This is a genomic window from Streptomyces sp. DH37, from assembly GCF_029813835.1.
In the GTDB taxonomy this organism is placed as follows: domain Bacteria; phylum Actinomycetota; class Actinomycetes; order Streptomycetales; family Streptomycetaceae; genus Streptomyces.
Window position 1 is genome coordinate 19,375 of sequence record NZ_JARVKV010000058.1, and the last position, 26,323, is coordinate 45,697.

At 73.5% G+C, this 26,323-nt stretch carries 27 protein-coding genes; 10 read left to right on the forward strand and 17 right to left on the reverse strand.

The window, feature by feature from the left end:
- Positions 1-63: 63 nt before the first annotated feature.
- Complete coding sequence (locus QC029_RS23680; RefSeq protein ID WP_279557790.1) at positions 64-1,890, reverse strand: acyl-CoA dehydrogenase; 1,827 nt, start codon at positions 1,888-1,890, stop codon at positions 64-66.
- 252 nt (positions 1,891-2,142) lie between these two features.
- On the opposite strand from QC029_RS23680, the gene QC029_RS23685 reads away from it, so the two are divergent.
- Together QC029_RS23685 and QC029_RS23690 are read left to right on the forward strand one after the other, a co-directional pair.
- The gene (locus QC029_RS23685; protein WP_279557791.1) at positions 2,143-2,667 is read left to right on the forward strand and encodes an SseB family protein; all 525 of its coding nucleotides are present in this window, start codon (positions 2,143-2,145) and stop codon (positions 2,665-2,667) included.
- A 127-nt stretch (positions 2,668-2,794) separates the two neighbouring features.
- The gene (locus QC029_RS23690; protein WP_279557792.1) at positions 2,795-3,751 is read left to right on the forward strand and encodes a pirin family protein; all 957 of its coding nucleotides are present in this window, start codon (positions 2,795-2,797) and stop codon (positions 3,749-3,751) included.
- An 83-nt stretch (positions 3,752-3,834) separates the two neighbouring features.
- On the opposite strand, the gene QC029_RS23695 is transcribed toward QC029_RS23690, so the two are convergent.
- Positions 3,835-6,093 carry a SpoIIE family protein phosphatase gene (locus QC029_RS23695; protein ID WP_279557793.1) on the reverse strand — a complete coding sequence of 753 codons (2,259 nt, stop codon included), beginning with the start codon at positions 6,091-6,093 and terminating at the stop codon, positions 3,835-3,837.
- A gap of 259 nt (positions 6,094-6,352) precedes the next feature.
- Between QC029_RS23695 and aspS the strand changes: the two genes are divergently transcribed.
- Positions 6,353-8,137, forward strand: coding sequence for an aspartate--tRNA ligase (aspS, locus tag QC029_RS23700; RefSeq protein ID WP_279557818.1), 1,785 nt, complete (start codon positions 6,353-6,355; stop codon positions 8,135-8,137).
- 147 nt (positions 8,138-8,284) lie between these two features.
- On the opposite strand, the gene QC029_RS23705 is transcribed toward aspS, so the two are convergent.
- Positions 8,285-9,463, reverse strand: coding sequence for a phosphatidylserine/phosphatidylglycerophosphate/cardiolipin synthase family protein (locus QC029_RS23705; RefSeq protein ID WP_279557794.1), 1,179 nt, complete (start codon positions 9,461-9,463; stop codon positions 8,285-8,287).
- A 187-nt stretch (positions 9,464-9,650) separates the two neighbouring features.
- Here QC029_RS23705 and QC029_RS23710 point away from each other — a divergent pair, with 187 nt between their 5' ends.
- The 3 genes from QC029_RS23710 (at position 9,651) to QC029_RS23720 (ending at position 11,337) form a co-directional block, all read left to right on the forward strand.
- Complete coding sequence (locus tag QC029_RS23710) at positions 9,651-9,893, forward strand: DUF6411 family protein (protein WP_279557795.1); 243 nt, start codon at positions 9,651-9,653, stop codon at positions 9,891-9,893.
- A gap of 155 nt (positions 9,894-10,048) precedes the next feature.
- Positions 10,049-10,207, forward strand: a complete 159-nt coding sequence (locus QC029_RS23715; protein ID WP_279557796.1) for a hypothetical protein — start codon at positions 10,049-10,051, stop codon at positions 10,205-10,207.
- Positions 10,208-10,371: 164 nt separating this feature from the next.
- Positions 10,372-11,337, forward strand: coding sequence for an ADP-ribosylglycohydrolase family protein (locus tag QC029_RS23720; protein WP_279557819.1), 966 nt, complete (start codon positions 10,372-10,374; stop codon positions 11,335-11,337).
- 204 nt (positions 11,338-11,541) lie between these two features.
- Here the strand turns inward: QC029_RS23720 and QC029_RS23725 are convergent, their stop codons facing one another.
- From QC029_RS23725 to QC029_RS23760, 8 genes are all read right to left on the reverse strand, one after another.
- The gene (locus tag QC029_RS23725; RefSeq protein WP_279557797.1) at positions 11,542-13,782 is read right to left on the reverse strand and encodes an MMPL family transporter; all 2,241 of its coding nucleotides are present in this window, start codon (positions 13,780-13,782) and stop codon (positions 11,542-11,544) included.
- 81 nt (positions 13,783-13,863) lie between these two features.
- A complete protein-coding gene (locus tag QC029_RS23730; protein ID WP_279557798.1) occupies positions 13,864-14,466 on the reverse strand; it encodes a TetR/AcrR family transcriptional regulator in 603 nt (200 codons plus the stop codon).
- 157 nt (positions 14,467-14,623) lie between these two features.
- Positions 14,624-14,851 (reverse strand): hypothetical protein, encoded by a 228-nt coding sequence (locus QC029_RS23735; protein ID WP_279557799.1) that lies wholly within the window; start codon positions 14,849-14,851, stop codon positions 14,624-14,626.
- The gene (locus QC029_RS23740) at positions 14,848-15,000 is read right to left on the reverse strand and encodes a hypothetical protein (protein WP_279557800.1); all 153 of its coding nucleotides are present in this window, start codon (positions 14,998-15,000) and stop codon (positions 14,848-14,850) included. Before QC029_RS23740 ends, QC029_RS23735 begins: the two co-directional genes overlap by 4 nt.
- 162 nt (positions 15,001-15,162) lie before the next feature.
- Positions 15,163-16,053: a TIGR02452 family protein gene (locus tag QC029_RS23745; RefSeq protein WP_279557801.1), complete on the reverse strand. Its 891-nt coding sequence runs from the start codon at positions 16,051-16,053 to the stop codon at positions 15,163-15,165.
- Positions 16,054-16,165: 112 nt separating this feature from the next.
- Entirely contained in the window at positions 16,166-16,807 is a 642-nt protein-coding gene (locus tag QC029_RS23750) for a GNAT family N-acetyltransferase (RefSeq protein WP_279557802.1), read from the reverse strand.
- Positions 16,808-16,928: 121 nt separating this feature from the next.
- Entirely contained in the window at positions 16,929-18,311 is a 1,383-nt protein-coding gene (locus QC029_RS23755) for an oxygenase MpaB family protein (protein ID WP_279557803.1), read from the reverse strand.
- Between the two features lie 433 nt (positions 18,312-18,744).
- On the reverse strand, positions 18,745-18,942 hold the full coding sequence (locus tag QC029_RS23760) for a hypothetical protein (RefSeq protein ID WP_279557804.1): 198 nt from the start codon (positions 18,940-18,942) through the stop codon (positions 18,745-18,747).
- Positions 18,943-19,139: 197 nt separating this feature from the next.
- On the opposite strand from QC029_RS23760, the gene QC029_RS23765 reads away from it, so the two are divergent.
- Both QC029_RS23765 and QC029_RS23770 read left to right on the forward strand, forming a co-directional pair.
- Entirely contained in the window at positions 19,140-19,637 is a 498-nt protein-coding gene (locus QC029_RS23765) for an N-acetyltransferase (protein ID WP_279557805.1), read from the forward strand.
- A gap of 125 nt (positions 19,638-19,762) precedes the next feature.
- Positions 19,763-20,230, forward strand: a complete 468-nt coding sequence (locus tag QC029_RS23770) for an NUDIX domain-containing protein (protein ID WP_279557806.1) — start codon at positions 19,763-19,765, stop codon at positions 20,228-20,230.
- Between the two features lie 110 nt (positions 20,231-20,340).
- Here the strand turns inward: QC029_RS23770 and QC029_RS23775 are convergent, their stop codons facing one another.
- Positions 20,341-20,805, reverse strand: a complete 465-nt coding sequence (locus tag QC029_RS23775) for a macro domain-containing protein (protein WP_279557807.1) — start codon at positions 20,803-20,805, stop codon at positions 20,341-20,343.
- 106 nt (positions 20,806-20,911) lie between these two features.
- On the reverse strand, positions 20,912-21,319 hold the full coding sequence (locus QC029_RS23780; protein ID WP_279557808.1) for a RidA family protein: 408 nt from the start codon (positions 21,317-21,319) through the stop codon (positions 20,912-20,914).
- Positions 21,320-21,441: 122 nt separating this feature from the next.
- On the opposite strand from QC029_RS23780, the gene QC029_RS23785 reads away from it, so the two are divergent.
- The gene (locus QC029_RS23785) at positions 21,442-21,822 is read left to right on the forward strand and encodes a helix-turn-helix domain-containing protein (protein WP_279557809.1); all 381 of its coding nucleotides are present in this window, start codon (positions 21,442-21,444) and stop codon (positions 21,820-21,822) included.
- Positions 21,823-21,894: 72 nt separating this feature from the next.
- Here the strand turns inward: QC029_RS23785 and QC029_RS23790 are convergent, their stop codons facing one another.
- Together QC029_RS23790 and QC029_RS23795 are read right to left on the reverse strand one after the other, a co-directional pair.
- On the reverse strand, positions 21,895-22,065 hold the full coding sequence (locus QC029_RS23790) for a DUF397 domain-containing protein (protein ID WP_279557810.1): 171 nt from the start codon (positions 22,063-22,065) through the stop codon (positions 21,895-21,897).
- A 327-nt stretch (positions 22,066-22,392) separates the two neighbouring features.
- Positions 22,393-23,235: an alpha/beta fold hydrolase gene (locus tag QC029_RS23795; protein ID WP_279557811.1), complete on the reverse strand. Its 843-nt coding sequence runs from the start codon at positions 23,233-23,235 to the stop codon at positions 22,393-22,395.
- A gap of 92 nt (positions 23,236-23,327) precedes the next feature.
- Here QC029_RS23795 and QC029_RS23800 point away from each other — a divergent pair, with 92 nt between their 5' ends.
- Positions 23,328-23,912 (forward strand): TetR/AcrR family transcriptional regulator, encoded by a 585-nt coding sequence (locus QC029_RS23800; protein ID WP_279557812.1) that lies wholly within the window; start codon positions 23,328-23,330, stop codon positions 23,910-23,912.
- 72 nt (positions 23,913-23,984) lie between these two features.
- On the opposite strand, the gene QC029_RS23805 is transcribed toward QC029_RS23800, so the two are convergent.
- Together QC029_RS23805 and QC029_RS23810 are read right to left on the reverse strand one after the other, a co-directional pair.
- Entirely contained in the window at positions 23,985-24,881 is an 897-nt protein-coding gene (locus tag QC029_RS23805; protein ID WP_279557813.1) for an MBL fold metallo-hydrolase, read from the reverse strand.
- Positions 24,787-26,178 (reverse strand): serine hydrolase, encoded by a 1,392-nt coding sequence (locus QC029_RS23810; RefSeq protein ID WP_279557814.1) that lies wholly within the window; start codon positions 26,176-26,178, stop codon positions 24,787-24,789. Before QC029_RS23810 ends, QC029_RS23805 begins: the two co-directional genes overlap by 95 nt.
- Positions 26,179-26,323 lie beyond the last annotated feature (145 nt).

Sequence of the window (26,323 nt, forward strand, 5' to 3'; positions counted from 1 at the left end):
ACCGGCGTCATGCGGAACCGGTCGGGCCGATCAGAAGCCGATCGGAAGCCGATCAGAGGCCGATCAGAAAGCGGCCTCGTCCAGCTCCATCACCGACAGGTCGGTGGCCTCGGCGATCTGCCGCTGGACGCCGACGCCCGGCAGGACGTTCGCGGCGAAGAACTTCGCGGCGGCGATCTTGCCCTCGTAGAACGCCCTGTCCTTGGCGGAGGCGCCCGGCAGCTTGTCGGCGGCCACGGCGGCGCCCCTGAGGAGCAGGTAGCCGACGACGACGTCGCCGGAGGCCATCAGCAGGCGGGTGGTGTTCAGGCCGACCTTGTAGATGGACCTGACGTCCTTCTCGGTGGCGGCCAGGTCGGTCAGCATGGTGCCGACGATGGCCTCCAGGTCGCCCGCGGCCCTGGCGAGCAGGTCGCGGGACTCGGCCAGGCCCTCGCCGCCGGCGGCCTCGGCCAGGAACTTCTTGATCTCCTCCGACAGGGCGGTCATCGCCTGGCCCTGGTCGCGGACGATCTTGCGGAAGAAGTAGTCCTGGCCCTGGATCGCCGTGGTGCCCTCGTAGAGGGTGTCGATCTTGGCGTCCCGGATGTACTGCTCGACCGGGTACTCCTGCAGGTAGCCGGAGCCGCCGAAGGTCTGCAGCGACTGGGCGAGCTGCTCGTAGGACTTCTCGGAGCCGTAGCCCTTGACGATCGGCAGCAGCAGGTCGTTCAGGCGCTTGGCGGCGGAGGCGTCCTCACCGGCGGCCTCCTTCGCCAGGACCTCGTCCTGGACGGCCGCGGTGTAGAGCACCAGCGAGCGCATGCCCTCGGCGTACGCCTTCTGCGTCATCAGCGAGCGGCGCACGTCGGGGTGGTGGGTGATGGTGACGCGCGGGGCGGTCTTGTCCGTGAACTGGGCCAGGTCGGCGCCCTGGACGCGCTCCTTGGCGTACTCCAGCGCGTTGAGGTAGCCGGTGGAGAGGGTGGCGATGGCCTTCGTGCCGACCATCATCCGCGCGAACTCGATGATCTTGAACATCTGGCGGATGCCGTCGTGCTTCTCGCCCATCAGCCAGCCCTTGGCGGGGGCGTTGGCGCCGAAGGTCATCTCGCAGGTGTTGGAGGCCTTCAGGCCCATCTTGTGCTCGACGTTGGTGGCGTAGACGCCGTTGCGCTCGCCGAGCTCGCCGGTCTCCCAGTCGAAGTCGTACTTCGGCACGATGAACAGGGACAGGCCCTTGGTGCCCGGGCCGTGGCCCTCGGGGCGGGCGAGGACGAAGTGGACGATGTTCTCGGACATGTCGTGCTCGCCCGAGGTGATGAAGCGCTTGACGCCCTCGATGTGCCAGGTGCCGTCGTCCTGCTTGATCGCCCTGGTGCGGCCCGCGCCCACGTCGGAGCCCGCGTCGGGCTCGGTGAGGACCATGGTGGAGCCCCACTGCCTGTCCGCCATGAGCTTGGCTATCTTCTTCTGCTCCTCGGTGCCCTCCTCGTGGAGGACGCCGGCGAAGGCGGGACCGGACGCGTACATCCACACGGCGGGGTTGGAGCCGAGGATGGTCTCGGCGAAGGCCCACAGCAGGGAGCGCGGGACGGTGGTGCCGCCGATCTCCTCCGGGATGCCCAGCCGCCACCACTCGGCGTCCATGTACGCCTGGTAGCTCTTCTTGAAGGACTCCGGGATCGGCGCGGTGTTGGTCTCCGGGTCGAACACCGGCGGGTTGCGGTCGGCGTCCTCGAAGGAAGCGGCCAGCTCGTTCTCGGACAGGCGGGCGACCTCGGCCAGCACGCTCTTGGCGGTCTCGACGTCCATCTCCGCGAACGGGCCGGTGCCGTACACCGTGTCGCGGCCGAGTACCTCGAAGAGGTTGAACTCGATGTCGCGGAGATTCGACTTGTAGTGCCCCATGGCGACGGCTCCGTAGTGGATAGGGGGAGGAGACTCCTCCCTACGCGTACCAGAAAGTAGCTCTCATCATGCTACCCGCCGGTAATAAGAAGCAACCCGGTCCGCCGGACTGTGACAGAACTCCCCGGAGCGCTCCTCGCCCCCGGGTCGCCGCCGGGTCGCCCCTGGGTCGCCCCTGAGCCGCCGCCGGATCCGGCCGGGAACGGACGGCCGCGGGGCGGGAGAGTCCCCCGAGTCAGTACGCTTCTCCCCATGTACGGCTACGACCAGACCGGAAACGCGGGGCAGCACGCCGGTCACGCCGGCCATCCGGGGCACACCGGGCACCCCGGGCACGGCGCGCACGCCGGACAGCAGCACTACGGGCAGCAGGCGCCGCCCGGCTACGGGCAGCAGCAGCCGCTCTACCCGGAGCCGTCGCCGCCGTCGCTGGCCGAGGCCGTACGGGCCTTCACCACCGGGGTGATGACGCCCGAGGACTTCCAGGCCGTCTTCGCCACGTCGAAGGTCTACTGCCCGCGCGGCGACACCCCGGGCTTCCTGGCGCTGCACAACACCCAGCAGCCGGTGATCCCGATGTTCACCACCCTCAAGGAGCTGCGCGCGTACGCGGGCAAGGAGTCGAAGTACTTCGTGATCACCGGCGCCGAGGTGCTCGACCTGCTGCCGTCGGGCTACGGCTTCGTGCTGGACATGGAGGGCGAGCACCGGATCGTCTTCGACGCCAAGGCGGTCGAGGAGATGGTCGACTTCGCGATGCGCCGGATGTACGGCTGACCCGGCGCGTCGGGGTACGGCGGGGCGCGCGGGGAGGGGAACGTCACACCGGCCGGGCCTCGTGCTCCTGGCTTTATGTTGAACGTTGAAATACTCTGGGACTCCCAGGCTTCCCGAGGAGGTCCAGATGCCCGCCATCACCGCCGAGAACCCGCTCGCGCTGCCGCGTGTCGACGTACCCGCCGCCGAGACCGCGGCACGCCCCGTGCTCGCGGTGACCACCGCCCCCAGCGGCTTCGAGGGGGAGGGCTTCCCCGTGCGCCGCGCGTTCGCGGGGATCGGGTACGAGTACCTCGACCCGTTCATCATGATGGACCAGATGGGCGAGGTGGAGTACGCGCCGGGCGAGCCCAAGGGCACCCCCTGGCACCCGCACCGCGGCTTCGAGACCGTCACGTACCTGCTGGACGGCTCCTTCGTCCACCAGGACTCCGCGGGCGGCGGCGGCGTCATCAACGACGGCGACACCCAGTGGATGACGGCGGGCTCCGGGCTCCTGCACATCGAGGCCCCGCCGGAGGAACTGGTCGTCAGCGGCGGCCTCTTCCACGGACTCCAGCTGTGGGTGAACCTCCCGGCCAGGGACAAGATGGCCGACCCGCGCTACCAGGACATCGGCGGCGGCCGGGTGAAGCTGCTCAGCTCCGCCGACGGCGGCGCGCTGCTGCGGCTGATCGCCGGCGACCTGGCGGGCCACTCCGGCCCGGGCGTCACCCACACCCCGATCACCATGATCCACGCCACCGTCAGCCCGGGCGCCGAGGTCACGCTCCCCTGGCGGCCGGACTTCAACGCCCTGGCCTACGTCCTCGCGGGCCGCGGCACGGTCGGCGCCGAGCGCCGGCCGATCCACCTCGGCCAGACCGCCGTCTTCGGCGCCGGCTCCTCGCTGACCGTCCGCGCCGACGAGAAGCAGGACTCCCACACGCCGGACCTGGAGGTCGTCCTGCTGGGCGGACAGCCCATCCGCGAGCCGATGGCGCACTACGGGCCGTTCGTGATGAACACCCACGCCGAGCTGGCCCAGGCCTTCGACGACTTCCGGGCCGGGCGGCTGGGCCGCGTACCGGCCGTCCGCGCGTAGGGCCCGGCCGGTCCCGGTCGCGCAGGCCCCACCCGCGCGGGGCGGCGGCCGGGACCGGCCGGGGCGGGCGCTCCCCGCGGGGGTCAGGCCCCCGCGGGGAGGGCCGCGTCCTCGCGCAGCTCGAACCAGATGCTCTTGCCCGCGCCCCGGGGCTCCACCCCCCACGCGCCCGCCAGCATCTCCAGCAGCAGCAGACCGCGCCCGCGGGAGGCCAGTTCGCCGGGGTGGCGGCGGTGGGGGAGCTGGTCGCTGGGGTCGGCGACCTCCACGCGCAGCAGCCGCGAGCCGGGCTCGCCGATCAGCTCGGCGACGACCGCGGCGTCCCCCTCGGTGTGGACCAGGGCGTTGGTCAGCAGCTCCGACAGCAGCAGGACGGCGCCCTCCACCTGGTCCTCGGCCGCCCAGTCGTACATCAGCTCGCGCAGCTGGTGGCGGGCGTCGGCGATCCGGATCTGCTCGGGCTGGGGCACCGACATGACGAAGCGGCGCACCCGGGGGCGCGGGCGCTCCTCGGGCACGCCGTCCTCACGGCTCAGCAGCAGCAGCGCGATGTCGTCCTCCCGCCCGCCCACCTGCGGTTCGATGCCGGGCCCGGTGCCGGTCATGTGGCGGGTCGGAGGTCCGTGCATCGTGCGGATCAGCACGTCGGCCAGCCTCTCCAGCGTGCCCCCGCTCTGCTCCCCCAGGGTCTTGCGCAGCCGCTCCCACCCGGCGTCGTAGTCGAGGCCGCCCGCCTCGATGAGCCCGTCGGTGCACATCAGCAGCGTCTCGCCCCGGCCCAGCGGCAGACGGGTGATCGGGTAGTCCGCGTCCTCGACGATCCCCAGCGGCGGTCCGGGCGCCACCGAGCAGGTCAGCACCGTGCCGTCGGCCAGGCGGACCACCGGGTCGGGGTGGCCGGCGCGCGCGATGTCGAGCGTGCCCGCGGCCGGGTCGGCCTCCACGTACAGGCAGGTGGCGAAGCGGTGGTCGTCCACGGGGTCCGGCCGCCCGGCGCTGCCGGGCTCGGGCAGGTCCTCGGTCTCCATCCCGGCCAGGAAGCGGTTGGCGCGGGAGAGCACCGCGTCGGGCCGGTGGCCCTCCGAGGCGTAGGCGCGCAGCGCGATCCGCAGCTGCGTCATGACGCCCGCGGCGCGTACGTCGTGCCCCTGCACGTCGCCGATGACCAGCGCGGTGCGGCCGGACGGCAGCGGTATCACGTCGTACCAGTCGCCCCCGACCTGGAGGCCGCCGCCGACCGGCAGGTACCGGCTGACCACCGCCATCCCGGGGACGGCCGTCCGGCGGGCGGGCCGCATGGTGCGCTGGAGGCTGTCCGCCAGCTCCCGCTTGGACTCCTGCACGTACACCCGCGACAGCGCCTGCGCGAGCATCCGCGCCACCGTCACCAGCAGGTACCGCTCGTCCGGGGTGAAGGCCACCGGCTCCCGGAAGGCGACCATCCAGGAGCCGATCGTCCGCCCTCCCACGATCAGCGGCAGATACGCCCAGGAGCGGCGCCGGAAGTGCTCGATGAGGGGCCAGACGGCGGGGAAGCGGCGGCGGTACTCGTCGGCGGAGGCCAGGTAGACGGCCCGGCCGGTGCGGACCACCGTGCTGCCGGGGTAGTCGCTGTCCAGCGTCATCTCGCCGGAGGGCCGCTCGTCCGGGTCGTGGAGGCCGTAGTAGCCGATCGGCGTCAGCCGGTCCCCCTTCACCCCGTAGACGACGAGGCTGGCGGGCGCGAATCCGGGCAGCGACATCTCCGCCACCACCCGCAGCACCTCCCGCGTGGTCTGCGCCTCGGCCAGCGCCCGCCCCACGTCCAGCAGGAACGCCTCGCGGGAGCGCCGCCACTCGGCGGGGACCGGCGCCTGCGCGGCGGGGGACCGCACCGCGGGGGTCCCGCCGGGCGGCCCGGAGGGGGCGACCTCCACCGGGACCTCCTCCGGGGGGACCTCGGAGAGCTCCCGCGGCGACGTGGCCGGCCGCGCGGGCCATGGGGTCTCGCCGGCCAGGCCGTACAGCACGAAGCTGGTCAGGTCCTCCGCCGCGAGGGGTACGTGGTCGGCCGGGGCCAGCCGGACGCGGATGACCCGCAGGACGCCGCCGTCCGGAGCCACCACCCGCAGCATCGCCTCCGCCACGGTGCCCTCGGTGACGGCCAGCGCGACGATGTTGGTCAGCTCGGCGTAGTCGAAGGTGTGGAAGCGGGTGCGCAGGTCGGCCTCGGTGAGGACCGTCTCCTCGGGGGGCAGGCCCAGCAGCCGGGCGGCGCCGGCGTCCAGCGTGACGACGCCGGCGGTGTTGTCCCAGTGCCACAGGCCGACGCGGGTGGCCGCCAGGATGTCCTCGATGTGCACTTTTCTACTTTATGTGGATATTGCGGGGGGCAACCAGCAGAAGCGGGTCGGGCGGTAGTCTGTGAGGCGTGTGTGCCCCCTCCCCGAGAGCCCGCCGAGAGCTCGTCGGGAGCGACCGGGAGCTACCGGGGACGGCCCGGCGCACACCCCGGCGGAAGCCCGGACGGCACGCCCGGACGGACGTGCCGACGGACACGTCCGGCGGACGCGCCGACAGGCGGCCCGACACCACCCGACACCCTGACGACTTGGACGAATGATGCATCGGTACCGGTCCCACAACTGCGGCGAGCTCCGTGCCGCGGACATCGACACGGATGTCCGCCTCTCCGGCTGGCTGCACAATCGGCGGAACCTGGGCGGCATCCTCTTCATCGATCTCCGCGACCACTACGGGATCGTCCAGCTCGTCGTCCGCCCGGACACCGCCCCCTACGAGGCGCTGAGCTCGATCTCCAAGGAGTCCGTCGTCCGCGTCGACGGCCGGGTCGTCGCCCGGGGCGAGGAGAACGTCAACCCCGAGCTGCCCACCGGCGAGATCGAGGTCGAGGTCGCCGAGGTCGAGGTGCTGGGCGGCGCCGACCCGCTGCCGTTCACGATCAACACCGAGGACGGCGTCAACGAGGAGCGGCGGCTGGAGTACCGCTTCCTCGACCTGCGCAAGGAGCGCATGCACCGCAACATCATGCTGCGCTCGGCGGTCATCTCCACCATCCGCCAGAAGATGACGGCGCTCGGCTTCAACGAGCTGGCCACCCCGATCCTGTCCGCCACCTCCCCCGAGGGCGCGCGCGACTTCCTGGTGCCCTCGCGGCTGCACGCGGGGAAGTTCTACGCGCTGCCGCAGGCCCCCCAGCAGTTCAAGCAGCTGCTGATGATCGCGGGCTTCGACCGCTACTTCCAGATCGCCCCCTGCTTCCGCGACGAGGACGCCCGCGCCGACCGTTCGCCGGGCGAGTTCTACCAGCTCGACATGGAGATGAGCTTCGTCGAGCAGGAGGACGTCTTCGGCGTCATCGAGAAGGTGATGACCGACCTCTTCGAGGAGTACGGCGGCGGACGCCACGTCACCTCGCCCTTCCCGCGGATCCCCTTCCGCGAGGCGATGCTCAAGTACGGCAGCGACAAGCCGGACCTGCGCGTGCGGCTCGAACTCGTCGACGTCTCGGACGTCTTCGCCGGCTCGGACTTCAAGGCGTTCGCCGGCAGGCACGTGCGCGCCCTGGCCGTGCCCGACACCGCCGACCAGCCGCGCAAGTTCTTCGACCAGATGGGCGAGTTCGCCGCCCTGCAGGGCGCCAAGGGCCTGGCCTGGGTGCGCGTGGGCGACGACGGCAAGCTCACCGGCCCGATCGCCAAGTTCCTCACCGGGGAGGACGTCTCCGCGCTGCTGTCCCGCCTGGACGCCAAGCCCGGCACGGCGGTCTTCTTCGGCGCGGGCGAGTTCGACGAGGTCTCCAAGATCATGGGCGCGGTCCGCGTCGAGGCCGCCCGGCGTACCGGCCACTTCGAGGAGAACGTCTTCCGCTTCTGCTGGATCGTCGACTTCCCGATGTTCGAGCGGGACGAGGAGACCGGCCGGATCGAGTTCTCCCACAACCCGTTCTCCATGCCGCAGGGCGGTCTGGAGGCGCTGGAGACCAAGGACCCGCTGGACATCCTGGCCTGGCAGTACGACATCGTCTGCAACGGCGTCGAGCTGTCCTCCGGCGCGATCCGGAACCACGAGCCGGAGGTCATGTACAAGGCCTTCGAGATCGCCGGTTACAGCCGCGAGGAGGTCGAGCGCGAGTTCGGCGGCATGCTGCGCGCCTTCCACTTCGGCGCCCCGCCGCACGGCGGCATCGCCCCGGGCATCGACCGCATCGTGATGCTGCTGGCCGACGAGCCCAACATCCGCGAGACCATCGCCTTCCCGCTCAACGGCAACGCGCAGGACCTGCTGATGGGCGCCCCGAGCGAGGTCGACGAGGCCCGGCTGAAGGAGCTGCACCTCTCGCTGCGCAAGCCGCCGCAGACGAAGCAGGTCAAGAGCGGCGAGTAGGCCGGAGGAGGCCGGACGGGGCGGGTGGTCCGGGCAGGACCGGCGCCCCGGGCGGGCGCGGTGTGCGCGCCGACGGGCCGGAACCGCGGGGCGGTTCCGGCCCGTCGGCCGTCTCCGGGCCCCGTGTCCCGCGCGCCTCCGCGCGTCTCACAGGAAGCGGCGGATCGGCAGGACGGCGAGCTCCCGCGCCCGCTGCGCGACCGGCCGTCTGCGCCACCGGGCGCCCACGATGCGTACGCTCCTCCTCAGGTCCGCGTCGTAGTCCCGGTCCAGCTCCGCGGCGAAGTCCTCGTCCAGGACGACGAGCATGACCTCCTCGTCGTGGTCCATCGAGCGCCGGTTGAGGTTGGTGGACCCCACCAGCGCCGCGATCCCGTCGACCGTCACGGTCTTGGCGTGCATCATCGTCGGCTGGTAGTGCCAGATCCGCACGCCGCACGCCAGCAGCTCCTCGTAGTGGTGCTGCCCGGCGAGCTGGCACACCCGCTGGTCCGTGTGCGGTCCGGGCAGCAGGATCTCCACCTCCACCCCACGGCGCGCGGTGGCGCACAGCAGCTCGATGAAGTACGGGTCGGGCGCGAAGTACGCGGTGGCCAGTCGTACGCGCTCCTGCGCCGTCTCCAGCACCACCCGCAGCAGCGTCTGCATGTCCTGCCAGCCGAAGCTGGCCGAACCGCGCACCACCTGCACCACCGAACCGCCCTGCGACCCGTGCTCGACGAAGCGGTCCCGCTCGTCGAAGAGCACGTCCGCGCACTCCGCCCAGTTCTGGGCGAACGCGGCGGCGATGCCGTCCACGGCCGGGCCGCGCACCCGCACATGGGTGTCGCGCCACTCGGTCTCGTCGCGGGCGTCGCCGCACCATTCCTCGGCTATCCCCACCCCGCCGGTGAAGGCGGTCCGCTCGTCCACCACCAGCACCTTGCGGTGGCAGCGGTGGTTCTGCTTCAGCGGGGAGAGCCACAGCGGCTTGCGGAACCAGGCCACCTGCACCCCGGCCTCGTCCATCAGATCCAGCAGGTCCCTCTCGATCAGCCGGCTGCCGAAGCCGTCCAGCAGCAGCCGCACGCGCACTCCCGCGCGGGCGCGGTCCGCCATGGCGCGGGCGAACTCGCGGGCGATCTCACCGCGCCAGTACACGAACGTCATCATGTCGACGGTGTGCTCGGCGGCGCGGATGCTGTCGAGCATCGCCGGGAAGATCTCGTCGCCGTTGCGCAGCGCCGTCAGTTCGTTCCCCTCGGTCGCGGCTATCCCGATCAGTCGCTCCAGCCGCCGCCGCAACCGCTGTTTGCGGTCCTCGGCCTCGCCGTCTCCGACCTCCATGGCCCCTTCCTCCCGAGCTCCCCCGACTTCCGCCGGAATCGAAAATCCTGTCGGACCGCGTATGCCCAGTAATCCGGCTCCCAGGGATGGAAAGCGCCGCGCAGGGCAGACGGACGGAACGCACGACCCCGTAGTGAAGACGACACGAACCGGGATGACCGGACATGGATCGACATAAGGAGTAAACGTGGTGGTCGCCGGTGTGATAGCCGTGTGCGTGGTCCTGGCCGTCCTGGCCTTCATGGTGCCGCGCCTGTCCCGCCACCCCGAGCGCGGCACGCAGCGCTCCCTGGGGCTGGGCGCCCGTGCGGGCGGCAAGGCCCCCGGTCCCCTGGGGCGCTGGCTGAGCAAGCCCTTCAGCAAGAGCTCCCGCGCGGTGGGCCGCAGCGGTTCCGCGGGCCGCCGCGCCCGCGGGCGGCTGCCGTTCTGACTCCTCCGTTCCCGTGGTGATCCGGCCCGGGCGGCGTGCGCCGCATGCGCCGCCGCCCGGGATGGGAAACGAATCGACGAGGGTGGTCGCGGGGCGCGCCCGCGCCCCGCGGCCACCGCAGTCCCTGATGTGAGTTCTCCAGAAGGGAAACCGCAATGAGTTGGTATGCCGACACCGCGCAGGGCGGCGAACTCACGCTCCTCGCCGAGGGCGCGAGCCTCCCCGGCGGTCTGACCATCGCCCTGGTGTTCCTCGCCATCGCGGTCGCCTGCCTGACCGCCGCCTACCTCGTCAAGCGCAGCGCGCAGCGGTAGCGGGGCACGGACGGCGGACGGACGAGGGACGGACGAGGAACACGTGGGGGCCGCCCGGCCGGGCGGCCCCCACGGCCTTCCCGGGGCGGACGCGTCACCGGCGCCCCGGCCGGTAGCGTGGCCGGGTGAGCGGTGTGAACAGCATGAACGGCGTGAACGGTGTGATGAACGGCGTGAACGGTGTGAACGGCACGGACCGCGCGCGCCGCGCCGCCGGCGCGGTCGTCGGCTCGGCGGTGGGGGACGCGCTGGGCGCGCCCTTCGAGTTCGGCCCCGCGGGGGCCTTCTCCGCCCGCTTCCCCGAACCGGGCGCCGGCGGGGAGATGTGCGGGGGCGGCGGCTGGGAACCCGGCGAGGCCACGGACGACACGCAGATGGCCGTCCTGGTCGCCGAGTCCCTGCTGGAGCGCGGCGGACTGGATCCGGCGGACGTCTTCGCCCGCTTCCGGCGCTGGGCCGCCGCCGAACCCAAGGACATCGGGATCCAGACCGAGACCGTCCTCACCAGTGGCCTGCCCTGGGACCGTGCCGCCGCGGCCCACGCCGAGACGACCCGGTACGCCGCCGGGAACGGCGCGCTGATGCGGGCCGCCACCTCCGCCGTGTACTTCGCCGCCCACGGGCGCGAGGCCACCGTGGAGGCCGCCCGCCGTGTCTCCGCCCTCACCCACGGGGACCCCGCCGCCGGGGAGGGCGCCGCCGTCCTCCACGAGCTGGTGCGCCTGGCGCTGGAGGGCGGCGACCCCCTCGCCGCGCTCCCGGACGTGCCGGCCGTCGTCCACCCGGCCCACCGCGAGCGGTACGCCGCCGTCCTCGCCCCCGGCTGGCATCCCGGCGACGCCACCGAGGCCAACGGCGCCGTCTGGCCCTGCCTGGGCTCCGCGGTCTGGGCCCTGCGCACCACCTCCTCCTACGAGGACGCGGTACGGGCCGCGGTCGACCTCGGCGGCGACACCGACACCGTCGCCGCGGTCACCGGCGCCCTCGCCGGAGCCGTCCACGGCCTCGACGCGGTCCCGGCGCGCTGGACCGCGGCCCTCCACGTCCCCCTGCCGGGCTCCGGCGGGCGCGTGCTGCGGCTGCCGGACCTGCTGGACCTCGCCGAACGCCTGGCGACGAGCCCCCGCTGACGGCCCCTCGTACGCATCCCGCCGGGCACCGGTCGCGGAGCCCGGCGGGATGCGTACGAGGGCCCCGCAGCGGCCTCCCGGAAGGAGGCGCCGCTGCCGGGCCCTCGGTGCCGCGCCGCGCCCCGTCCCCACGGGGCGGCGCGGCCGGGGCCGCCGTGCCGTCCGCTCGCGCGCCGGCGGCCCCGGGTGTGACGGGAGGCGGCCTCAGTCGCGCGCGGCGACGGGCTCGCGCCCGGCGGCCCCCGTACCGGAGCCGTTCAGCTCGCGCTGCAGCTTCTCGCCCTCGACGTCCACGTTGGGCATGATCCTGTCCAGCCAGCGCGGCAGCCACCAGGCGGCCTTGCCCAGCAGGGCGAGGACGGCCGGCACGATGGCCATGCGGACGACGAAGGCGTCGAAGAGGACGGCGACGGCCAGGCCGAAGCCGATCATCTTGATCATCGACTCGGAGGAGCCGATGAACCCGGCGAAGACGCTGATCATGATCAGCGCGGCGGCGGTCACCACGCGACCGCCCAGCTCGAAGCCGGTGACGACCGACTCGTGCGGGGGCTCGCCGTGGACGTGGGCCTCGCGCATCCGCGTGACGAGGAAGACCTCGTAGTCCATGGCCAGGCCGAAGACCAGGCCGACCATGAGGATCGGCATCAGGCTCATGACCGGGCCGGTCTGCTCCACGCCGAAGACGTCGGCCAGCCAGCCCCACTGGAAGACCGCCACCACGGCGCCGAGCGCGGCGACCACCGAGAGCAGGAAGCCGAGCGCGGCCTTGAGCGGGACCAGGATCGAGCGGAAGACGACCGTCAGCAGCAGGAAGGCCAGGCCGACCACGAGGACCAGGTAGGGCACCAGGGCGTCGCTCATCTTCTGCGAGACGTCGATGGCCATGGCGGTCTGCCCGGTGACCAGGACGGTCGCGCCCGTGGCGTCGGCGATGCCGTCGGCCTGACCGCGGATGTCCTCCACCAGTTCCTCGGTGGCGGCGCTGCTCGGCGCGGACTTCGGGATGACGGTGATCATCGCGGTGTCCCCGGCCTTGTTGAACGTGGCGGGGGTGACGGCGGCGACGTCGTCCAGGCCCTGGAGCCGCTGGGCGGTGCGCTGGGCGGCGGCCCGGGGGTCGTCGCTGTTCCGCGCGTCGACGGTCACGATCAGCGGGCCGTTGGTGCCGGGGCCGAAGCCCTCGGCGATCAGGTCGTAGGCCCGGCGCTGGGTGGTGCTGGTGGGCTGGGAGCCGTCGTCGGGCAGGTTGAGCTGGAGGTCCTTGGCGGGCACGGCCATCAGGCCGAGTCCGACGACGCTCACGAGCAGCACCGCGACCGGGCGGCGCAGGACGAAGCGGGCCCAGCGGACGCCCGCGCCGCCCCTGGCGGCGGCCTTCCCCGTCCCGTCCCGGTTCTCGCCGTCTTCGCCGTTCTCGCCGTTCCTGCGGTGCCTGCGCGGCAGGACCCTCTTCCCGGCGAAGCCCAGCAGCGCGGGTATCAGGGTCAGGGCGACCAGTACGGCCAGGACGACCGCGCCGCCGGCGGCCAGGCCCATCTTGGTCAGGATCGGGATGTCGACCACCGACAGGCCGACCAGGGCGATGACCACGGTCAGACCGGCGAAGACCACCGCCGAGCCCGCGGTGCCCGTGGCACGGCCGACCGCCTCCAGCGGCTCGCGGCCCTCGGCGAGTTCGGCGCGGTAGCGGGAGACGATGAACAGCGCGTAGTCGATGCCGACGGCCAGGCCGATCATCGTGGCCAGGATCGGGGTGGTGGTGTTGAGGTCGAGGGGGACGGTCACGGCGGTGATGACCGCGACGGTGACGCCGACGCCGACCAGGGCGGTGATCAGCGGCAGCCCGGCGGCGACCAGGGAGCCGAAGGTGATCAGCAGCACGATCGCGGCGATGGCCACGCCGATCACCTCGGCGGCGCCGGTGTGCGGGACCGCCGCCATCGCGTCACCGCCGGTCTCCACCGTCAGCCCGGCCTCCCGGCCGTTCTCGGCGGCGTCCTTCAGCGCGTCGCGGGACGCGTCGGTCAGCTCGAAGCCGGACACCTCGTAGCTGACCTGGGAGTAGGCGATGGTCTGGTCGGGGCTGACGGCCTGGGCCCGGAAGGGGTCGACGGCCTGCTGGACCTGCTCGCCCTTCGCCAGCTCCGCGACGACCTCGCCGACGGCGGCCTTGTTCTCCGGGTCGGTTATCTTCTCGCCGTCGGGCGCCCTGAAGACGACGCGTGCGGTGGCGCCGTCGGGACTGCTGCCGGGGAAACGTTCCTCCAGCAGCTCGAACGCCTTCTGCGCCTCGGTGCCGGGGATGGTGATGTTGCTGGAGGCGGCCGACGAGGCGGAGGCGGCGAAGCCGCCCGTGACCGCCAGCACCACCACCCACAGCAGGGCGACCAGCCCGCGCCGCCGGAAGGCGAAGCGGCCGAGCCGGTACAGGAACGTGGCCATGAGACAAGGACTCCTGAGTCGGAGGAAAGGGGATCGGGGGAGGGAAGGGGGAGGTCCCGGGGGTTCCGGGGGCCGGTCCGGTCAGGAGACGCCGAGCGCGGGGAAGACGACCGCCCGCAGGTAGCGCTCCATGTACTCGGCGTCCGAGTCCCGGTTCTCGATCAGCTTGCGGGTGCTCAGCGCTCCGATGACCAGGTGGGGGACGAACTCGATCGCCGGGTTGTCCGGATCCAGCTCCCCGCGGTCGGCCGCTCTGCGCACCACGGCGTCGAGCGCCTCCAGGCCGGGCCTGATGTGCAGCTCGTGGAGCGCCTCCCACAGCTCGGGGTCCTTCGAGACGGCGTGCGCCAGGCCGTTCAGCAGGGCGGTGTCCTCGGAGGCGTGGGAGATGAAGTCGCTCACCATCTGCCGCAGGTCCCCGGCCAGGGAGCCGGTGTCGATGTCCTCGGGGTGGCTCTTGCCCAGGTGGCGCAGGGCGGTGGCGACCAGCTTCGGCTTGCTCTCCCACTGGCGGTAGAGGGTCGCCTTGCTGGACTTGGTGCGCGCGGCGACCGCGTCCATCGTCAGCGCCTCGTAGCCCTGCTCGCGCACCAGGTCGACCACGGCCGTGAACAGCTCCAGCTCCCGCTCCGGGGTCAGCCGGGTGCGGCGGGCGGCCGGAGCGGAGGTCGACTGGTCGGTCATCGTGGCGCTCCACTACGAACGAAACGGTTTCGTACACATGGAGTGTAGGGTCCGGGCGAGCGAAACGCAAAAGTATCGAAACGGCTCTGTTCTCCGGTGCGCCTCCGTGCCGCCCACCCGAGCGGGCGAGCGGGCGAGCGGCACGGGTCCGGGCGGGCTACTCGACGTGGCCGGCGAAGACGGCCGTGTCCGACTCGAAGTCGGGCGCCACCTCGATCTGCGCGTACGTCTCCCCCTCCGGCAGCTCGCACCCGGCCGCCACACCGGCCGACCGCCCCGGCCGCGGGTGCGTCGTCGGGAGGTCGAGGCCCTCGTCGAAGATCTGCTCGCCCTCGCACCCGGACTCCCCGTACACGCAGCCGATGGTCATCTCGCCCAGGTTCATCGTCCCCGGCTCCCGTTGACGACGACCACCGTGAACCCGAGGTACGGGGTGTCCGACGGCGAGGCGACGTCGCTCGACACGGTCCGGACGAAGCTGGCCAGGCGCACCTCCACGCCGCTCTCGTACCCGACGGTTTCGGTGAGCCCCACGGCCTCGTCCTGCGGGACCTCTCCGCCCGCGCCCTCGTCCGGCGCCGGGGTCTCGTTCCCGGCGGTGACGGCCTCGTCGGCGGAGGGGGTCCCGGTCCCGCCGTCCCCACAGGCCGTCAGCAGCAGTGCCGCGGCGGCCCGGCGGCCCGCCCCCGCGGTCGCTCAGGGGCGCCCGGGTCCGGCGGGGGCGCGGTGGAGGGCCTGCCGGGAGGCCGGTTGGAAGGCCGGCTGGAAGACCCGCTGGAAGGCGGCTCGCACCGGGGAGTCGGGACGGCGGTCGAGGACGGCGAAGACGACGTGCGCGAAGCGCCCGGCGAACCGGCCGCCGTCCGTCAGGTGGGTGCGGAACGCGCCCGCGACGACCGCCGGGTCGTTGCGGAACACCCCGCAGCCCCACGCCCCCAGGACGAGCCGCCGGTAGCCGTGCGCCGCGGCCACCTCCAGCACCCGCTCGGCGCGTACGAGCAGCGCGCCGGGGACGCGGTGGGCCTCCTCGGGGGTGCGCCGCGCGATGACGCCGGCGTTGGGCGCGGGCGAGGTGAGGAAGCCGGCCTCGAACGGCTCGGCGAGCAGCGCCCCGCGGTCGTCGCGGAACACCGGCACGCCGGGCGAGTGGATGACGCGGTCGCTGTAGAAGGCGCTGCGCTCGGCCCGGTGGTGCTCGTAGTACCCGGGGGCGCGCAGCAGGCAGGCGTACAGCGCGGAGGCGCGGCACAGCGCCTCCTCCTGCGCCTGGGCCCCGTTGAGGTAGCCGCCGCCCGGATTGCGGGCGGAGGCGAAGTTCAGGACGGCGACTGGGTCGCCGGGACCGCCGTCGGCGACCAGGCGGCGGGCGGCCTCCAGGCTGCTCTCCCCCGTCACCTCGACGACGGTGGGGAACCGCTCCGCGGGCTCCGGCACCGGCACCGGACCGGGCCCGAACAGTCCGGTCCCCTCCACCGCGGCGGCGACGGCCCCGGCGATGGACACCTCCCGGCCGCCCGGCGCCGTGTACCGGCCCCGCCGGACGATCTCCTCGGTCTGCTTCGCGATGCCGCGCAGCCGCGCGCTCATGCCCGCTCCCCCGTGTCGTACATGAGGGGATCGTCGGCGGTCGGGGCCCCGGTGCGCAAAGGGTTTCCCGGCGCCCTCGCCGTCCCGCCCGCCGTCCTGCCGTCCCGCCCCCTCACACCCCGAAGAGTTCCCGGCACGGTTCCAGCCCCTCGACCTCGACCGGGACCGTGCGGTGCGCCTCCCAGCCCTCCCGGTCCAGGCGCAGCCGCCGCAGGGTGCGGGCCTCGCCGCGCACGGCCGCCACGGCCACGCCGTCCGGCCGGTAGCCGAGCTTGCGCGACACCCCGAACGAGGCCGGGTTGTCCGTCATCGCGGCGGACGTCACCCAGCGCGCGCCGAGCCCCTCGAAGGCCAGGTGCAGCACCGCCGCCCGCATCTCCGTGCCGATCCCCCGCCCGTGGTGGGCCAGTCCCAGCCACGAACCGGTCTCCGCCTCGCGGGTCACGGCGAAGTCGGACGCCGTCAGGTCCTGCCGTCCGACGACCTCCGCGCCGTGCAGCACCGCCAGGCTCAGCGTCCACGCCCGCGGGCTCCAGTCCGCCACCGTCCCCAGCACGTGCCGGAACGTCGCCCGCCCCCGCTCCCGGGGGCTCGCGTCGGTCCACGGCACGGTGAACGGCATGCGCGCCGCGTCGTGGACGCCGGCCGCGGCGACGCCGGCCAGCCCGGCCAGGGTCTCCAGGTCCGGAAGGCGCAGTTCGAGGCGCGGCGTCGTGATGCGGAGGCCGTACAGGGGCCATACGTGGGCTGCCATGACGGGAGCCTGCCGCACGGGCCCGCGGCGCGTCGAGCGGAATCGGACGGACGGGCCGCCCGCGCCGGTGCGACGGGCCCGGCCCCTCACGCGTCCCGGGCGCCCGGCCGCCCGCCGCCGTTCACGGCCGGCCGAGGAGCCTGCCGCCCGCGACGGTCGAGGTGCGGGCGGTGAAGAACTCCGTGAAGCCGCGCACGAACTCCTCCTCGGTGATCCGCCCGTCGCCGTCCGCGTCGAGCTGCCGGAAGCCGTCGTTCAGCTCGGCCGGGTGCACCCGGGAGCCGCCGAAGAGCGCGCGGTACTCGTCGGGGCCGATCTCCCCGCTCCCGTCGGTGTCCCCCGCGCGGAAGAGGGCGCGCACGGCGATGTGGAGGCCGTCCTCCAGATAGCGCGGATCGCGGTCGCAGCCCGCGAGGGTGGCGGCCACGAACTCCGCCCGGCTGACCCGGCCGTCCCCGTCGGTGTCCATGGTGGCGCCGATGTGCCGCCACCAGGCGTCGAAGGCGGCGTAGACCTCGTCCTCCCGCTCGGCGGTGAGCTCCAGTTGCCAGCAGGCGTTGTGGGCCATGGCCCGCAGGTCGGCGGCGCCGACGTACCCGTCCCCGGTCTGGTCCATGACCTGCCGGAAGAAGGCGTCCAGCCGGGGCGGGCGCGGGTCGTGCTGCGGGGGACGCGGCACCCGGGGGCGCGGTACGGCTCCGGTGGGCGGCACGCGGTAGCGCAGGCGGTCCGGCAGCCGGGTCAGCAGGTGCCGCGCGCCGTGGTGCAGGACGCGCGACAGCAGTGCCGCCGCGCGGGGGCGCGGCAGCCCGAACCGCTCCCGGAAGACGGGCGGCAGATCGGCGATGGTCAGCGCCGCCAGGGTGCGCGCGATCACCGGACGCAGCAGCGGCCACAGGGGCCGCAGACGCCGCAGCCGGCTCGGGCAGGGCGCCTCGCGGAGGATGCCGAACAGCAGGTACCTCACCTCGTCGCCGTACTCCAGACGCTCGCGGACCATGCGGTCGACGTACGCGGGCACGTCGGCGGCGGTCGGCGGCAGGACGTGGCCGGGCAGCCCGAACTCGGCGCAGACGGCGAGGAAGTCCCGGTACAGCTCGTCGAGCTGCCCGGGGGTGAGCGGATCGCCGGACAGCTCCCGCATCGCCGTCATCGACTCGTAGAGGGTGACCAGCACCCAGGCGCGCACCTCGGGGTCCTCGGCCGTGTACGCCCCGCCCCGCCGGTCGGCGCCCCGGATGCGGCGGTGGGTGCGCTCCAGCCGGGCGACCTCCCGGCGCAGGCTGTCGGGGCCGGAGAAGAACAGGCGCTTGCCGCTGTCCATGGTGTGCTGCACGCGGCGCCAGGGGTGCGCCCGGTAGGTGGAGTGCTCGGCCATCCCGGCGGCGACGACCGGGTGCGCGGTCTGGAGCACCAGCAGCCGCCAGGCGACCAGGGCGATGCGCCGCTCGCCGAGGGTGCGGCGCAGGAGGGAGCCGGGCTCGGGCAGGTCGGTGCCGGTCATGGGGACGCTCCGGGGCTCGCGGGGTGTGGGGTCCGCCTCAGCGTGGCCGCGGCGGGGGGCGGACGGGGCCCGGAGGGCCGCCACATCACCTGAAGGTGTGATTTACAGGCTCGCCGCGCATGGAAACGGATCCGGTGCGGTGGGCCGGGCCCCGCGCCTTCGCGGGTGCGGCCGAGCCGTGGCCGGCCACCGCGGCGAACACGCCCGTGAGCAGGGGCGTACGCGGGCGCGGCGAGCCACGCAGCGGCGTGCGGCGTCGCGCCGGTGTCGAGCACGGCGGGGACGGCGGGGGCGCGAGGGGGTGGAGCGCGCACGGGGCGAGCGGGAAGGCGGCGGCGATGCCGCGGTGGACGGCGCACGCGCGCCGCGTCAGGGGCGACCACCCCGCCGGGCGGGCCGGCGGGGCGTCAGGACCCGGTCGGCGGACGGAGGGTCAGGACCCGTCGGCGGAGACGATGCTCCACCGGCCGACCTCGCGGTGGCCGGAGTCGTGGACGGCCGAGCCGTCGCCGGGTTCCAGGGCGTAGTGGTGGAGGTTCCCGCCCCAGTACCGCAGGATCCGGCCCAGCTCGCGGGCGGAGTCCTCGGCGGACGCCGTGTCGTCCAGATCGACCTCGAGACGGAACTTCATTGCGGAGCCTCCCTCTTCCCGTTGCCTGGATTCGATTGTTTCATTGAAGTTCCCTGTGAGACTTCTCGGACCAGTCACCCTGCTGTACCTGGGCCATTGCCTGAGAAGCCTCAAAGCGGCATGAGGGCGGAAGACCGGTGTCGGCGTGCGGAAAATACCGGGCCGTCCGGCGCCGGCCGGCTGTAGCCTCGGCCCTCATGAGCTGGCTCCCCGACGACTTCGTCCACCCCGTCCACGTGCCCGTGCCCGGCACCGCGCTCCACCTGCGGCCGATCCGCGAGGCGGACGCCCCGATCGACTACCCCGCCGTGATGGGCTCCCGGGAACGCCTGTGGGAGATCTTCGGCCCGGCCTGGGGCTGGCCCGCCGAGACGATGACCTACGAGGAGGACCGCGTCGACCTGCTGCGGCACGAGAAGGAGATCGCCGCGCACCAGTCGTTCAACTACGCGCTGCTGGACGAGGGGGAGACGGCGCTCCTCGGCTGCGTCTACATCGACCCGCCCGAGCGCACCGGCTCCGACGCGGACGTCTCCTGGTGGGTGGTGGACGACCTCGTCGGCGGCGAGGCGGAGCGCGCGCTCGACGCGCTGGTGCCGCGGTGGATCGCCGCCGACTGGCCCTTCCGGCAGCCCCGTCACCTGGGCCGCGACATCACCTGGCAGGAGTGGCTCGCGCTGCCGCCCGTCCCGTGACGCGCCCACGGCGCGGCACGGCGCGGCACGGTGCCGCCTGGCGGCGTTCACGTTCTTCCGGTTCCGCCTCGCCCGGCGAGGCGCGGACCCCGGATGCCGGACGAGGTCCGGCGGGAGGTGCGGGAATGAGTTTCCGGCTGGCGGCGTACGCCGTGTGCATCGAGGACGGACGGGTGCTGCTCGCCCGTCACCTACTGCCGGACGGCGGGAGCAACTGGACTCTTCCGGGCGGCGGGGTCGAGCACGGGGAGGACCCGTTCGACGCGGTGATCCGGGAGGTCGCCGAGGAGACCGGCTGCTCGGCGGTGGTGGACCGCCTGCTGGGAGTGGACTCACGGGTGATCGCCGCTGCCTCCGCGCATGCGGGAGGCGCGCACCAGAACGTCGGTGTCTTCTACCGGGTCCGCATCACCGGCGGCCGGCTCCGGCCCGAGCCGGACGGCGACATCGTCGAGTCGGTCTGGACTCCGGTCTCCGACGTCACCGGCCTGCACCGGTCATCGCTGGTCGACGTCGGCCTCGCGCTGGCGCGGGACCTTCCGCCGACCGGCCACGTCGCCCCCGTCCCGGTCGGCGGCCTGATCCAGCACTGAGGCGGTGCCGGCCTCCGCGTGTCCCGCATGCCCGGCGGCTGTGACCGGAGCTTTTCGGCGGGGCGCCGAGGTCGCCGAGGTCGCGGGACAGTCCTCGTTCGTGAGGGCTTTCATGCGGTCGCACCCTCTGCGGTGCTCCGCGGGACGTACAGCCTCACCTCGGCGGGGAGGCCGCCCGGCTTCTCGGTGATCAGCGAACACACCTGCGCCCGGGGGAGCCCTCCGTGACCGCAGCCCGGCGGGGGGACGGCGATGCTCGTCAACTCCAGTTCCCCGGCCAGGCGTACGAGGTCGTCGAGGCCGGTCTCGATGTCCTGGAGCCGTGACTTCCCTCGCCAGTGCCGCTTGGTGGGGAAGTTCAGCACCCACCGGCCGTCGCCCAGGGCGACCGGGAACACCCTGCCCGGCCTTACCTCCCCCGCCGCGCACGCCTTCGCGTAGGCGTCGAACACCTCGGGGAAGGCGCGCTTGAACTGCAGGGCCGGACCCTTGCCCAGGACTCCGACCGTGTTGACCGGGTTGACCAGGGCCTGAGCGTCGTCGTTCAGCAGGTCGCCGCCGGATTCGATGATCACTGTCCTGGGTCCCCCGCTGGTGCCGACGATGCCGTGCCCGGCCGTGCCCGTCCAGAAGTACCGGTCGGGTCCGACACGGCCGTCCGGCCCCGGCCGGGGCGGGCGCTCAGTCCAGGACGGCGGTGGCCTCGACCTCGACCAGATGCTCGGGGATGTCCAGCGCCGCCACGCCCAGCAGCGTGGCGGGCGGGACCGGGGTGGCCCCCAGCTTCGCGGCGGCCCGGGAGATCCCCTCCAGGAGCAGGGGCATCTTGTCGGGGGTCCAGTCGACGACGTGGACGTTCAGCTTGGCCACGTCGTCGAAGGAGGCGCCGACCCCGGCCAGGGCGGCGGCGACGTTGAGGTAGCACTGCTCGACCTGGGCGGCGAGATCGCCCGCGCCGACCGTGTTGCCCTCGGCGTCCCAGGCGACCTGCCCGGCGACGAAGACCAGCTTCGAGCCCGACGCGACCGACACCTGCCGGTAGACGTCGATGGCGGGCAGTCCGTCGGGGTTGACCAGAGTGATGGCCATGTCCGTCCCGTTCTCTTGCACGGGCGCCCGTGGGCGCCCGTGGTCTCTTGCGGTTACCCGGAAACCGTAGGAGAGTCTGCGCTGACCTGGAAGAACGCACTTTTAAGTGACTGGGGAACCTCATGGTGACCAAGCAGTTCGGGGACTCGCCCGAGGAAGCGGACCTGCGGCGCGCGGACTCCCTGGCGCGGGAGATCTTCTCGGACATCGCCAACAAGTGGGCGCTGCTGATCGTCGAAGCCCTCGGTGAACGCACCCTGCGGTTCAGCGAGCTGCGGGACGAGGTCGAGGGCGTCAGCCACAAGATGCTCACCCAGAACCTGCGCATGCTGGAGCGCAACGGCATGGTCGAGCGGACGGTGCACCCCACCGTGCCGCCGCGGGTCGAGTACACCCTCACCGAGCCGGGCCGGGACCTGCGCAGGGCGGTCGACGTGATGTGCGACTGGACCCACCGCTACCTCGGCCACATCGAGGCGGCCCGGAGCCGCTTCGATTCCTGACGGCGCGGTACGGGCGCCGCTGGGAGCGGCGGGGCCGACGCGGGTGAGTCCCGCGTCAGCCCGTTTCGGTGCTCAGTCGACGAAGTGGTCGAACTCGCCGGCCTTGGCGCTGAGTATCAGAGCCCGCAGCGCAGTGGGCGTGGTGGTGATGGTCTGCCCGGGCCGCTCGCTCTCGCGGAGCCGGATCGCCCCGGCGTCGGAGCGCTGGACACGCGCCCGGGCCCCGCGCCTGGCCGACCGCATCGACCCGCCCCCGGACGCGCCCTGGGCCGCTCCCGGCACGGTCCGCCCGTACGAGCCCGGCAGGCCCGGCAGGCACGGCGGTCCCGGTGCTCCCGACCCCGCCGCCGTCCTGCGCCACCGCCCCCTGGAGAGGATCGCGCACCGGGACGCGCTGCGGGTCCTGGAGGACGGCGGGCTCCACGTCCTCACCGTGCCCGACGGGGACGGCCTGCGCTACCGCCTCTCCGCCCGTGCCCTGCGCCGACGCCCCGCGCCGACGTCCCGCACCGAAACCCGGAGGCCGGGTCCGCCACGCGGCGGCAGACCCGGCCCCCGGGCCACCCGGTGTCACCTGCCGACGAAGGCCAGCAGGGCCTCGTTGACCTCGGCGGCGTGCGTCCACAGCAGGCCGTGCGGCGCGCCCTCCACCTCGACGTACTCCGCCTCCGGGAACGCCTGGTGGAAGGGGCGTCCGGTGGAGTCGACCGGCAGGATGTTGTCGCCGGTGCCGTGCAGGATCAGCGAGGGCTTGCCGGCGGCGCGGACGGCGGCCACGTCCTCGCGGAAGTCCTCGATCCAGGCGGGCACCACCGCGTACGCGGCGACGGGCGCGGAGGAGGTGGCGGTGTTCCAGTTGGCGGTGACGACCTCCTGGCTGATCCGGGTGCCGAGGTTCTCGTCCAGGTTGTAGAAGTCCTTGAAGAACTGGGTGTACCAGGCGTAGCGGTCGGACCGGGCCGCCTCCTCGATGCCCTCGAACACCGAGCGCGGCACTCCGCCGGGGTTGTCGTCGGTCTGCACCAGGAACGGTTCCAGCGAGGCCAGGAAGGCCAGCTTGGCGACCCGCTCGTGGCCGTACGCCTTCACGTAGCGGGCCAGTTCGCCGGTGCCCATGGAGAACCCGACCAGGATGACGTCGCGCAGGTCCAGGGTCTCCAGGAGCGTGTTCAGGTCGGCGGCGAAGGTGTCGTAGTCGTAGCCCGTGCCGACCTTGCTCGACTGCCCGAAGCCGCGGCGGTCGTAGGTGATGACCCGGTATCCGGCCGCGAGCAGCTCCCGGGTCTGGAGCTCCCAGCTGTGGCCGTCCAGCGGGTAGCCGTGGATGAGGACGACGGGCTGACCCGATCCCTGGTCCTCGTAGTACAGCTCGATGTCGGTGGTGTTCTCGGTGCCGACCTTGACGTAGCCCATGGGAGCACTCCTCTCCGCTGCGGAGAACGGTCGTTCTCCGGCTGTGTCGACTACAGTAGAGAACGTTGGTTCTCTGTGCAAGGGGAGTTCTCGTGATCGATGAGGAGACAGCGCGCGAACGGGTGGTGTCCGCCGCCGACCGGCTGTTCTACGCGCGGGGGGTGCAGGCCGTCGGCATGGACGCCGTCCGGGGCGAGTCCGGCGTCTCGCTGAAGCGCATCTACGCGCTGTTCCCCTCCAAGGAGGATCTGATCATCGCCGTGCTGCGGCACCGGACGGAGCGGTGGAACACCGGCATCGCCGGTGCCGTCGACGGCGCCGGGACGCCGCGCGAGAGGCTGCTGGCCGTCTTCGACTTCCTGGCCGGCTGGTTCCGCGAGGACGACTTCCGCGGCTGCGCCTTCATCAACGTGTTCGGCGAGCTGGGGGGCGGCAGCGACCGGGTCGCCGAGGCCGTGCGCGAGCAGAAGGAGTCCTTCCGGCGCCACGTGGCCGAACTGGTCCGCGCCGCGGGCGGGCCCGACCACCTCGCCCCCCAGCTCGTCCTCCTCGCCGAGGGCGCCCAGACCACGGCCGCCATATCGGGGGACCCCGGCACGGCGGAACACGCCCGCGCCGCCGCCGACACCCTCATCCGGTGCGCGCTGGGCGGCGACGGGGAGCCGGCCGCGGCGTGAGCGCCGCGTGCGCCGTACGCGCCCCGGCGCGCGTACGCCACCGGCCGCCGGTGCCGTACGCGCGCCGGGACCTCACCAGCGGATCGCCCTGAAGTCCACCGGGCGCTGCCTCAGCTCCCGCGTGCGGACCGCCAGCCGCCGCAGCCGCGCGGTCATCTCGCCGGGGGGCAGGCGCCGCCGGTCGCCGTGGCCGGGCAGCAGCCACTCGAAGCGCAGCCGGCCCGCCGTGCGCTCCAGGGAGGCGGCCAGCTCCTCGACGGAGTGCCAGGTGACGGTGTCGAACACCTCGACGTCGCCCGTGGTGCGCGACCAGTGGAAGCTGTCGCCGGTGAAGCAGTGGCGGTCGTCCGCCAGGTACAGCACGCTGCCCTCGGTGTGCCCGGGCAGGGGGTGGGCGACCACGCCGTCGGCGATCTCCACCGGTTCCGTGCCGCGCAGCACGCGGTCGGCGTCCGGGGCGGCGTCGAGGTCGCCCTCGTGGATCCACAGCCGCGCACCGAAGCCGTCGGCGTACTGGCGGCCGTGCGCGGCGTGGTCGCGGTGGGTGAGCAGCACGTCGGTGACGGGGCCCAGCTTCTCGTACCGCGCGGCCAGCGACGGGCTCCAGCGCGGGGTGTCCACCATCATCACGGTGCCGCCGGGGCGGCGCAGCAGGTAGGAGTTGGCGCCGGCCGTCTGCCGGGAGTTGTGCCCGCACAGGTACACGGCGCCGTCCGGGCCGTCCAGCGCCATCGGGAAGGGGTCGGGCACCTCCTCCAGCCGGTCGTCCGGGGGGTGGAGGGACCGGGTGTGGCAGGCGTGCGCGGCGGCGTGGAGCCGCTCGGCCTCGCCCCGGTCGCGCGGCTCGCGCAGGACGGCCGACCGCCCGCCCACCTCACCGATCAGACCCGGCGCGAGCTGCCGCGCCACGTCGCAGTTCGTGCACCGGTCGTCCACCCACCAGCCGTCCGCTAACCGTTCCCCGCTCATGTCCCGGCTCCTCTCCGCAGTGCGCCCGCCGACCGGCCGCTCGCCTCCAGGGGTATCCCACGCCGTACGGCCGGGGGAAGGGGGTGACCGGTGCGCGGGCGGCCGGCGGGCGGCCGCCGCACAGGGCGCGGTCGACCAGATCGGTGACGCCCCGCAACTGCCGCACGGCGGTGCCGTGGTCCCCCGGGCGGCTGTGCGCGGAGACGGTGACGGCCGCCCGTCCGCCGGCGGTGGCGGCGGGCTGCACGACGTAGCCGAAACCGGTGCCGGCGTGCCCCCAGTACCCGCCGCCGCAGGACAGGGGCGTCCAGCTCAGACCGAGGCCGTAGCGGGTGCCCGGAGGGCTGCCGTGGTCGTCGGGCACGGGGACGGTGCGCCGCATCTCGGCGAGCTGGGCGGGGGCCAGCAGCTCCCCGCGCAGCAGCGCGGTGAGGAACCTGTTGACGTCCCCGGCCGTGCTGATCATCCCCCCGTCGGCGTCCCCGTCGAAGGGCAGGTAGGCGGCGGTGGTGTCGGTCATCGGGCCGCCCGGCTCGAACTGCTGGTGGTTGCGGGCGTGGGGGCGCGGCAGCAGCGGATCGTCGCCGGGGGCGGAGGTGCGCGTGAGCCGCAGCGGGCGCAGGATCCTGTCCCGCACCTCCTCCTCCCAGGAGCGGCCGGTGACCGCCTCGATCACCATGCCCGCCAGGACGTAGTTGGTGTTGGAGTACCGCACGGCCCCGCCGGGCCCGGGCACCGGCGGGTACGCCATGGCGACGGCGACGCGCTCCCGGGAGGTGCGGGTGGTCCGGCGGTGCTCGCGGTACCCGGCGGCACTGGGATCGGGGACGATCTCCTCGGTCGCGGCGTAGTCCGGGATGCCGCTGGTGTGCTGGAGGAGCCGGCGCAGGGTGATCCGGCGGCCGTCGCCGCCCCGTCCCCGGACCACACCCGGCAGCCACCGCTCCACCGTGTCGTCGAGCGACAGCCTCCCCTCCCCGGCGAGCTGGAGCACCACGGTGGCGGTGAACGCCTTGGTGGTGCTGCCGATCCTCAGGTACCCGTTCGCGGGCACGGGCCGCCCGGTGCGGGGATCGCCGGTCCCGCTGCGGGCGGTGCGGACGCCGCCGGGGGAGTCCAGCCGTACGGACACCCCGGTGACCCCGGCGTCGCGCAACGCGTCGGCGCCCCGCTGGAGGGGGCCGGGCCGGTGGCCGGGCGCCGCTCCGGCCGGTGCGGGGACGAGCGCCGCGAGGAGTGCGGCGAGCAGGGCCGCCGATGCCCGGCGGCGGGCTCCGTGCCGTGTGGTCGTCGTCATGGGACCCGACCGTAGGAACTCCCCCGCCGCCCGGCCATCCGGCGCGCTCCCGGCCCGTCCGGGGGTTCCCCGCAGCCCCGGGCCTCGGGCGTCCGGTACCCGTCCGCCGCCGTCCCGCGCGGAACGGCGGCGGACGGGTACCGGA

What these genes read in the sequence shown, in the direction of transcription:
- QC029_RS23730 (WP_279557798.1), bottom strand. Translation starts at nt 14,466, where the DNA reads ATGACCGACCAGTCGACCTCCGCTCCGGCCGCCCGCCGCACCCGGCTG.
- QC029_RS23770 (WP_279557806.1), top strand. Translation starts at nt 19,763, where the DNA reads ATGAGTTTCCGGCTGGCGGCGTACGCCGTGTGCATCGAGGACGGACGG.
- QC029_RS23790 (WP_279557810.1), bottom strand. Translation starts at nt 22,065, where the DNA reads ATGCGGTCGGCCAGGCGCGGGGCCCGGGCGCGTGTCCAGCGCTCCGAC.
- QC029_RS23765 (WP_279557805.1), top strand. Translation starts at nt 19,140, where the DNA reads ATGAGCTGGCTCCCCGACGACTTCGTCCACCCCGTCCACGTGCCCGTG.
- QC029_RS23805 (WP_279557813.1), bottom strand. Translation starts at nt 24,881, where the DNA reads ATGAGCGGGGAACGGTTAGCGGACGGCTGGTGGGTGGACGACCGGTGC.
- QC029_RS23810 (WP_279557814.1), bottom strand. Translation starts at nt 26,178, where the DNA reads ATGACGACGACCACACGGCACGGAGCCCGCCGCCGGGCATCGGCGGCC.
- QC029_RS23715 (WP_279557796.1), top strand. Translation starts at nt 10,049, where the DNA reads ATGAGTTGGTATGCCGACACCGCGCAGGGCGGCGAACTCACGCTCCTC.
- QC029_RS23725 (WP_279557797.1), bottom strand. Translation starts at nt 13,782, where the DNA reads ATGGCCACGTTCCTGTACCGGCTCGGCCGCTTCGCCTTCCGGCGGCGC.
- QC029_RS23685 (WP_279557791.1), top strand. Translation starts at nt 2,143, where the DNA reads ATGTACGGCTACGACCAGACCGGAAACGCGGGGCAGCACGCCGGTCAC.
- QC029_RS23760 (WP_279557804.1), bottom strand. Translation starts at nt 18,942, where the DNA reads ATGAAGTTCCGTCTCGAGGTCGATCTGGACGACACGGCGTCCGCCGAG.
- QC029_RS23735 (WP_279557799.1), bottom strand. Translation starts at nt 14,851, where the DNA reads ATGAACCTGGGCGAGATGACCATCGGCTGCGTGTACGGGGAGTCCGGG.
- QC029_RS23780 (WP_279557808.1), bottom strand. Translation starts at nt 21,319, where the DNA reads ATGGCCATCACTCTGGTCAACCCCGACGGACTGCCCGCCATCGACGTC.
- aspS (WP_279557818.1), top strand. Translation starts at nt 6,353, where the DNA reads ATGCATCGGTACCGGTCCCACAACTGCGGCGAGCTCCGTGCCGCGGAC.
- QC029_RS23755 (WP_279557803.1), bottom strand. Translation starts at nt 18,311, where the DNA reads ATGACCGGCACCGACCTGCCCGAGCCCGGCTCCCTCCTGCGCCGCACC.
- QC029_RS23785 (WP_279557809.1), top strand. Translation starts at nt 21,442, where the DNA reads ATGGTGACCAAGCAGTTCGGGGACTCGCCCGAGGAAGCGGACCTGCGG.
- QC029_RS23680 (WP_279557790.1), bottom strand. Translation starts at nt 1,890, where the DNA reads ATGGGGCACTACAAGTCGAATCTCCGCGACATCGAGTTCAACCTCTTC.
- QC029_RS23720 (WP_279557819.1), top strand. Translation starts at nt 10,372, where the DNA reads ATGAACGGCGTGAACGGTGTGAACGGCACGGACCGCGCGCGCCGCGCC.
- QC029_RS23745 (WP_279557801.1), bottom strand. Translation starts at nt 16,053, where the DNA reads ATGAGCGCGCGGCTGCGCGGCATCGCGAAGCAGACCGAGGAGATCGTC.
- QC029_RS23750 (WP_279557802.1), bottom strand. Translation starts at nt 16,807, where the DNA reads ATGGCAGCCCACGTATGGCCCCTGTACGGCCTCCGCATCACGACGCCG.
- QC029_RS23795 (WP_279557811.1), bottom strand. Translation starts at nt 23,235, where the DNA reads ATGGGCTACGTCAAGGTCGGCACCGAGAACACCACCGACATCGAGCTG.
- QC029_RS23705 (WP_279557794.1), bottom strand. Translation starts at nt 9,463, where the DNA reads ATGGAGGTCGGAGACGGCGAGGCCGAGGACCGCAAACAGCGGTTGCGG.
- QC029_RS23690 (WP_279557792.1), top strand. Translation starts at nt 2,795, where the DNA reads ATGCCCGCCATCACCGCCGAGAACCCGCTCGCGCTGCCGCGTGTCGAC.